Annotated in this window: 8 protein-coding genes; 5 read left to right on the forward strand and 3 right to left on the reverse strand. The window is 70.8% G+C overall.

Annotation, left to right across the window (positions count from 1 at the left end):
- The 3 genes from CR470_RS33880 to CR470_RS33890 form a co-directional block, all read left to right on the forward strand.
- A partial coding sequence (locus CR470_RS33880) for an endonuclease/exonuclease/phosphatase family protein (RefSeq protein WP_373561460.1) occupies positions 1–311 on the forward strand: 311 nt, incomplete at its 5' end.
- 332 nt (positions 312–643) lie between these two features.
- Positions 644–1,060, forward strand: a complete 417-nt coding sequence (locus CR470_RS33885) for an ester cyclase (protein WP_097871280.1) — start codon at positions 644–646, stop codon at positions 1,058–1,060.
- Between the two features lie 15 nt (positions 1,061–1,075).
- Positions 1,076–1,870 (forward strand): alpha/beta fold hydrolase, encoded by a 795-nt coding sequence (locus tag CR470_RS33890; protein WP_097871275.1) that lies wholly within the window; start codon positions 1,076–1,078, stop codon positions 1,868–1,870.
- A 303-nt stretch (positions 1,871–2,173) separates the two neighbouring features.
- Here the strand turns inward: CR470_RS33890 and CR470_RS33895 are convergent, their stop codons facing one another.
- Genes CR470_RS33895 through CR470_RS33905 form a run of 3 tightly spaced genes read right to left on the reverse strand, consistent with a single transcriptional unit; the run spans position 2,174 to position 6,345 of the window.
- On the reverse strand, positions 2,174–2,848 hold the full coding sequence (locus tag CR470_RS33895) for a response regulator (protein WP_097871276.1): 675 nt from the start codon (positions 2,846–2,848) through the stop codon (positions 2,174–2,176).
- A 1-nt stretch (position 2,849) separates the two neighbouring features.
- Positions 2,850–4,034 (reverse strand): sensor histidine kinase, encoded by a 1,185-nt coding sequence (locus CR470_RS33900; protein WP_097871277.1) that lies wholly within the window; start codon positions 4,032–4,034, stop codon positions 2,850–2,852.
- A 4-nt stretch (positions 4,035–4,038) separates the two neighbouring features.
- On the reverse strand, positions 4,039–6,345 hold the full coding sequence (locus CR470_RS33905) for an MMPL family transporter (protein ID WP_097871278.1): 2,307 nt from the start codon (positions 6,343–6,345) through the stop codon (positions 4,039–4,041).
- A gap of 301 nt (positions 6,346–6,646) precedes the next feature.
- Between CR470_RS33905 and CR470_RS33910 the strand changes: the two genes are divergently transcribed.
- Together CR470_RS33910 and CR470_RS33915 are read left to right on the forward strand one after the other, a co-directional pair.
- Positions 6,647–7,303, forward strand: coding sequence for a GntR family transcriptional regulator (locus CR470_RS33910; protein WP_097871279.1), 657 nt, complete (start codon positions 6,647–6,649; stop codon positions 7,301–7,303).
- 50 nt (positions 7,304–7,353) lie between these two features.
- Positions 7,354–7,722: dihydrodipicolinate synthase family protein (locus CR470_RS33915; protein WP_143663931.1), on the forward strand; the 369-nt coding region annotated here is incomplete at its 3' end.

Here is a 7,722-nt window from a genome sequence, read left to right on the forward strand (position 1 = left end):
CTCTGGCACAGCGCGCGGGCCCGGACACCGTGTTCCTGGGTGACTTCAACGCTTCCCTCGACCACGCCCCGATGCGGGACCTGCTGGCGGCCGGCCTCACAGACACGCATGCCGAGCTGGGCCACGGGTGGGCTCCCACGTGGCCCGTCGGCCATGCCCTCGTCCCACCCGTGGTCCAGCTGGATCACATCCTGCACGGTCCCGGTCTGGCAGGGGTCTCCGTCAGCGAGCACACCGTGCCGGGAACCGATCATCGAGCTGTCGTCGCGGTGCTCGCACTGTTGCCGGAGAAGGGCCAGGAGCGGAGTTGATGATGGCCGGCCTCGGCCCTTTCACCGTGTGCGCCGTCGGTGCGCTGATCGCCGCAGTGCCCTCGTCGCGATGGCTCTTCCCCGGGTCGGCCCGAGCTTCTGCCCGGGCACCTGCGGCGCCGTACGGTGGTGTCTGCCGCCTGCGCGGCCGCGTCCGTCCACTCTTCCGCGGTCTTCCGGGCGCGGAGTTCCGTCACGTCCCGTACCTGGCGCGACAGCGAAAGGCGCCCTGCGCAGAGCTCCGCTCCGATTCGACCGGGCAGCCCGGGAAACCGCCGGGCAGAGGGTGAAGGGGCGTCTCCGGACCGACGACGGGAGGTATGAACGGGGTCATGGACACCAAGACGCTTGCCCGCCGGTTTCTGGAAGAGTCGGCAGACGAGGACCGCGAGTCCGTCTACGCACACCACTGCACAGTCGACTACTCCGAGCACGACCCCAACATGGAGCAGGAGTCCGTGGGCCTCGTGGAGGCCATGCGCTCGTACCGAGAGGTCCGCGAGGCCTTCGAAGTCACCCACACCGCACGAAGCCTGGTGGCCGAAGGCGACCTCGTCTGCTCTCGATTCATCATCCACGGCCGCCACACCGGTCCCTACCGGGGGAACCCGCCCAGTGGCAGAGCGTTCGAGACGACCGGCCACGTCACCTTGCGGTTCCAGCACGGCAGGATCTCCGAGAGCTGGTTCAACTACGACCTGGCCGGCGCGCTCGAACAGGTTGGCGCTCCCCCGGCCACCGACCTATGAGGAGTGAGGGTCCGCATGCCGCGCACGACGACGCCCGACGGGGTCGGCATCGCCTATCAGGTCCAAGGTGAAGGGGCGGCGGCGCCCCTGCTCCTCCTGGCGGGTCAGGCGAACAACCACCACTGGTGGGACTCGGTGCGCGACGACTTCCACGGCGATCGCAGCACCATCACGTTCGACTACCGCGGTACAGGGGAGAGCGACAAGCCCGATCTGCCCTACAGCACCGAACTGTTCGCGCTGGACGTGATCGCGGTGCTCGACGCCCTCGGCGTCGAGCGGGCCGATGTCTATGGGACGTCCATGGGCGGGCGGGTGTCCCAGCAGCTCGCGGCGCGCCATCCGGACCGGGTGCGCGCCCTGGTGCTCGGATGCACATCGCCCGGCGGCCCGCACGCCGTTGAACGCACCACCGACGTACGCAGGTCCCTGGTGCAGACACGACCGGGTGCGGCGCGGCAAGCCCTGCTGGAGTTGATGTACACCCCGGCCTGGCTGGCGGCGAACCCCGGACCGTACCGGACGCTCGGCGACCCGGGAATGCCCGCCCACGCCCAACGTCGCCACCTGGCGGCCGGCAACCAGCACGACGCGTGGCAGGTCCTGCCGAGCATCGGCGCACCCACTCTGGTCGTGCACGGCACCGACGACCTGCTCAATCCCACCGCCAACGCTCCGCTGCTCGCTGACCGCATCCCCGGTGCACGTCTGCGCCTGATCCCCGGAGCGCGGCACGCCTATTTCGAGGAGTACCGCGCCGTCGCGAGCCCGCTCGTCCTGGACTTCCTCACCACGGTGCCGCAGCGGTAGGAACAGGGCGGACGCGCGCGGTGGACGTAGAGGTGAAGTTCACGAAGTCGTCCGGCGTGCGGTGGAGACGGCGGCGGTGTTCGCGGCGACCGACGATGCGAGGGTCATCGCCCTGCGCACAGTGCATCCGCGCACGGATCTCTGCGATGGGCGTAGGGGTGAGTCGGAGAGCACGGCGCGCGTGCGCTGGAACTGACGCACCTACGGTGCCTGGTAGCCGTGGCCGCCCTCGCCGCCGGCCCCTACCGTGAGTGCCCCGCTCCTCCCCCGCCCGCGCGGATGAACCTGTGCGAGTGAGTGAGGTCAGGCGCCTTCCGCTCTCCCCCGGGGTCCTTCCAGCAGACCCAGCTCGAACGCCCTGACCACCGCGTGCGTACGGTCGCCGACGTCGAGTTTGGCGAAGACCCTCAGCAGATGCGTCTTCACCGTCGCCTCCGCGATGACCAGCCGGCGGCCGATCTCCACGTTGGACAGCCCGTCCGCCACCGCGCCCAGCACGTCCACCTCCCGTCTCGTCAGCGTCACCGGCGCCGGCCTTCGCATCCGGGCCACCAGCCGCGCCGCGACGCGGGGGGCCAGCACGGTCTCGCCCCGGGACGCGGAGTGGACGGCGTCCACCAGCTGCTCGCGGGTGGCGTCCTTGAGCAGATAGCCGATGGCGCCCGCCTCCACGGCGCGCTCGATCTCCGCGTCGGTCTCGTACGTGGTCAGGATCAGCACGCGGGTCCGGGCGGGCCCGGCGACGATCTCCGCGGTGGCACTCGTCCCGTCGAGGACGGGCATCCGCAGATCCATCAGCACCACGTCGGGCTCCAGCCGTTCGACGAGGCCGACGGCCGCCCGGCCGTCCTCGGCCTCGCCGACGATCTCGATGGTGGGTTCGTCCGCCAGCAGGGCGACGACCCCGGCACGCATCACCGTGTGGTCGTCCGCCACGAGGATCCGGAGCTTCTTCTCGGCTGTCGGTCCGTGCGTCATCTCAGCTCTGCCCGTCGACGGGGACCATGGCCAGGACGCGTGTGCCGTCGCCGACCGAACTGGTGACGGTGAGCGCGCCGCCCAGCTCGGCCAGGCGCTTGCGCATTCCGTGCAGCCCGAAGCCGTGGGAGTCCCCCGTCACGAAGCCCGCGCCGTCGTCGGTGATCTCCAGCTCGATCCCGTACGGCTGCGCGGTGAGGACCACCTCCACGGTGGAGGCCGCCGCGTGCTTGCGGATGTTGGCGAGGGACTCCTGGGTGCAGCGCAGGAGAGCGATCCGGGTCTGCTGGTCGCAGGTGACGTCCGACAGTTCGGCGGTGACGCCGGTCCCGGTGTCCTCGGTGAACCGGTCCAGGGTCCGTCGCAGGGTGTCCGCCACCGAGCCCGCGGCGACACCGCTCTCCGGGGCCGAGCCGACGAGGACGCGCGCCTCGGCGAGGTTCTCGCGCGCGGTGTTCTCGATCGCGAGCAGGTGTTTCCCGCTCCTGCCCGGGTCGGTCTCCAGACCGGATCTGGCCGCCTCCGCGAGCACGATGATGGACGCGAATCCCTGGGCGAGCGTGTCGTGGATCTCCCGCGCGAGACGTTCGCGCTCGTCCGCCACTCCCTGGCGGTGGTGTGCCTCGATCAGCCGGAGCCGCGCTTCCTCCAGTTCGGCGCTCAGCCGACGGGCCCGCTCGTCGGCGTCCTCGGTGACGTGGCGCATCCCCAGCCCGATGAGCACGCCTGCCACGTACCCGATGAGCGTGAAGATCACGTTGCCGGTGAAGAACTCCCCGTCCCAACCCTGCCGTACGACGTTTCCGGCCACGACCCCCGCAGCGGCGATACCGCTCAGGGCGATCGCGGCACGCGCGCTCGTGGTGTAGATCCAGAAGTGCGGCAGTGTCACCACGAAGAGCGCCGCGCTGCCGTCGAGCAGGTACGACATGGCTCCAAGGCCCACGACGAGTACGTACAGGTAGGGGCGGGGGCGCAGGGCGGGGTTGCCGGGGAACAGCCCCACCGCGCCGTACGACAGGGCGAGCACGGCCAGCAGCCCCAGCACCGGGTACCTTGTCGTCCCGGGTGCGTCGGCGACCGCGAGGGCCGGCGGGACCACGCCCAGCAGTACCCAGAAGACGGCGTTCCACCGGTGCAGCGACGGTACGGTCAGCGCGGGTTCGGGCTGCGGCCGTTGATTCACCGCGTCAGCCTACTTCCGCCGACGGCCCGGCGGCGGGTTCCTGCGCCCGCCCGACCCGGCCGGGACGCCGGGCCGGCCACCAGGCACGCTCGCCGAGGAGCAACAGCACCGACGGCAGGACCATGAGCCGGATGACCACGGCGTCCAGGAGGACGGCCACGGCCAGGCAGAATCCCATCTGCTTCATCTCGGTGAGGTGCAGGGCCACGAACGCGCCGAACACCGTCACCATCACGATCGCCGCGCTGGTCACCACCTTGGCCGACCGGTTGATGCCCTCCAGCACCGCCTCGCGGGCGGACATGCCGTTCTGCCTGGCCTCCTGGATCCGGCTGACCACGAACACCTGGTAGTCCATCGACAGCCCGAAGAGGATCACCACGAGGAACAACGGAACCCTGGACGCGATCGCCCCGAGGGAGTCGAAGGCCAGCAGTCCCTCCGCCCACGTCCCCTGGAAGACCAGGACCAGCATGCCGAGCGAGGCGCCGGCGGAGAGCAGGTTCAGGACGACGCCGATCGCGCCGATCACCACCGAGCGGAACGCCCACACGGTCATGAGGAAGGTCATCAGCAGCAGGAAGCCGAGGACCAGCGGCAGCTTGTCGCTCTCGTGAGTCACGTAGTCGCGGCCCCGGGCGACGTCGCCGCTCACCGCCGTCTCCACGCCGGACAGCCGGCCGACGGTCGCGGGGATGTGGTCCTGGCGGAGGCGGGTGAGCGACTCGATGGCTTCGGCGGAGGGCGCGGGGTGGGGGACCGAGAGTTCCAGCACGCTGATCAGGCCGTCGGCCGACGTACGGACCGTCGTGCCGGGGTTCTCCGGGCTCTTCGGGCTCGTGGGGTTCGACAGGCCCTTCGCGTCCGTGGAGTTCGTCAGGCCCTTCGCGTCCTTTGGGCTCTTCGGGTTCTTCGTGGCTTCCGCGAACAGGGGGTCCGCCTGGGCCCGTCGGCCGAGATCCTCCAGGGCCTGCTTCACCTGTGAAGCCTGTTCCGGCGTGGAGCGGGTGACGACCTCGTGGGTGACGAGGAGTTCGGGGAAGCTCTCGGTCAGCCGGTCGTAGACCCGCATGGCCGGGATGTCCCGGGAGAAGGTGTCCCGTCCCGGGTCGATCAGCTTCAGGCCGAGCGCGGGCACGGCCAGACCGAGCATGACGAGGACCGACAGGCACAGGGTGAGGGCGGGGCGGGTCCGGGCCGGGCGCAGCAGAGCGGCGAACACCCGTCCCGTCTCCGGCTTCTCGGTCGGGGCCGGCTTGCCGCGCCCGGCCCGGCGGGCGGCCCTGCGGGGGGCGAGGCGGTCGGCACGGCGGCCGATGACGACCAGCAGCGCGGGGAGCACGGTGAGCGAGCTGGCGACGGCGACGGCCACGACGAGGATGGTCCCGGTCGCCAGTGAGGAGAAGATGACGTCGGTGGCCAGATACAGGGTGGCCGTGGAGACGATCACGGCGAGACCCGAGACCACGATCGCCCGGCCCGCTGTCGCCGCCGCCAGTTCCACGAGGGCCTCCGGGGTGAGCCGCCCGCCGGCGCGCGCCCGTTCCTCCCGTTCGCGCTTCAGGTAGAAGAGCGTGTAGTCGACGCCGACCGCCAGACCGATGAGCAGGATGAGGTTCGTCCCGACCCCCGCGTCGGGCATGACGTGCGAAGCGACCATGGACAGTCCGATCGCCGCGGCGATCGAGGAGAGTGCCAGCAGCAACGGCACACCCGCCATGATCACCGAGCCGAACACGATCAGCAGGGTGAGGACGGTGACGGGCAGGCTGATGCGTTCGGAGAGCGCGAGATCCTCGTCGCGCTGGTCGTTGACTCCCTTGCTGATGGCAGGGGATCCGGTCTCCTCCACCACCAGGTCCGGGTGGTCCGCGCCCACCGCCGCGGTCTGCTGCAGGAGCGGAACGACGTTCTTCTTCCCCTCCAGCTCGGGGCCGGTCAGGACCACCGAGACCAGCAGGACCTCGCCGTCCTTCGAGCGGACGGGAGCGGCCACGCTCTCCACCTCGGGCAGGTCCCGCATCCGCGCGGTCACGTCCTGGGCCGCCGCACCGGCCGCCGCCACGTCCAGCTCACCCGACCTGGCCCGGATCATGATCCGCTCGGTGGGGGAACGCTCCAGGCCGCCCTCGGTCGCCGTCGCCTCGGCGCGTCCCGCCTCACCGACCCAGAAGTCCTTGGTGGTGGCCTCGTTGGTGCCCAGCGCGATGCCGGCCACGAGGCACAGGGCGACGAACGCGAACCAGCCGGCGATCGCCCGACCGGCGTGCCGGGCGCTCCACCGGGCCATGCGTACAGGTAGTTCTCTCATGCAGGGAATCCTGGCCGCAGGGGTGCGGCGCCCGACACGTCCTGCCGACTGAACCTGTTGTCCACCGGCCGGTGGACAAGGGGCGGCTCCTGCCGGAGGGGCGGTGCGCCGGGCGGGAGTTCGGCGGTGTCCCTCGGGAGGGACAGCACGCGCACCCGACGTCGTCAAGTGCCGTGCGGGTAGCAGAAGTTCTTCGGTCGGAAGCGTTGACGAAACATTCCGTGCGGCTCTAACTTCATCGCGTCGTACTTCGTACGTCATATATGAGACGCGATACGCGAGATGTGAGAGCCCGTCACCCATGACCTTCGCCCCTGCCCCGATCCCGTCCCGGACCCAGTACGTGCTGGAGGCCATCAAGCACGCCATCCTCACCGCGCGGTTGAGACCGGGACAGGCGCTGGTGGAGACCGAACTCGCCGCCCAGTTCGGGGTGTCGAAGACTCCCGTCCGCGAGGCGCTCAAGACGCTCGCGGGCACGGGACTCGTGGTGATGAGCCAGTACAAGGGCGTCACCGTACGGCTCGTCGACGCGACCATGGCCAGGGAGGTGTATGACGTACGCCTCCTGCTGGAGCCGGAGGCGCTGCGCCGTTCCATCACCCGGGGCGCCTCGCTGGAAGCGGCCCAGGAGGCCCTGGGGCGGGCCGACTCGGCGGCCGACACAGCGGACAGGTCGCTGGCCAACCGGGACTTCCACCGGGCCCTGTACCTGCCCTGCGGCAACCCGCTGCTCTCCCGGATGCTCGACGAGGTCCGCGACCAGGCGGCGCTCGTGTCGACCGTGGCCTGGTCGGCCGTCCCGTCCTGGGAGCGCGAGGCGGCCGAGCACCGCGAGATCCTGCGGCTCGCCCTCGCCGACGACGCGGAGGCCGCCGCCGGGGCCCTGCACCACCACATCGCGTCGTTCGTGCGCCGCGCCTTCCCCGACGACGGAGACGGGGGTGACGCCGCGTGAACCGCCCGCTGGACACGCTTCACCAGCACCTCGACGAAAGGCCAGTCCGCATGGACCACTCTCCGCTGAAGGCGGCCCTCGCAGACGTTGTGGCGATCCCGGTGACACCGTTCGCCGAGAACGGAAGCATCGACACCGCGACCCACCGCGTCCTGGTGCGCAGGCTGCTCGACGGCGGCGTCCGCGTCGTCACCCCGAACGGCAACACCGGCGAGTTTTACGCCCTCGCCCCCGACGAGCGGCGCCTGGTCACCGAGCTGACCGTCGAGGAGGCGGCGGGGCGCGCCACCGTCCTGGCGGGCGTCGGTCACGACGTGCCGACCGCGGTGGCCGCCGCCGAGCACGCCGCCGAGGCCGGTGCGGCGATGGTGATGGTGCACCAGCCGGTGCACCCCTACATCGCGCAGGAAGGATGGGTC

Source organism: Streptomyces sp. rh34, from assembly GCF_002551245.1.
Classification (GTDB): domain Bacteria; phylum Actinomycetota; class Actinomycetes; order Streptomycetales; family Streptomycetaceae; genus Streptomyces.

Coding starts and splice junctions, on each gene's coding strand:
- CR470_RS33885 (WP_097871280.1), top strand. CDS start 644: ATGGACACCAAGACGCTTGCCCGCCGGTTTCTGGAAGAGTCGGCAGAC.
- CR470_RS33890 (WP_097871275.1), top strand. CDS start 1,076: ATGCCGCGCACGACGACGCCCGACGGGGTCGGCATCGCCTATCAGGTC.
- CR470_RS33895 (WP_097871276.1), bottom strand. CDS start 2,848: ATGACGCACGGACCGACAGCCGAGAAGAAGCTCCGGATCCTCGTGGCG.
- CR470_RS33905 (WP_097871278.1), bottom strand. CDS start 6,345: ATGAGAGAACTACCTGTACGCATGGCCCGGTGGAGCGCCCGGCACGCC.
- CR470_RS33910 (WP_097871279.1), top strand. CDS start 6,647: ATGACCTTCGCCCCTGCCCCGATCCCGTCCCGGACCCAGTACGTGCTG.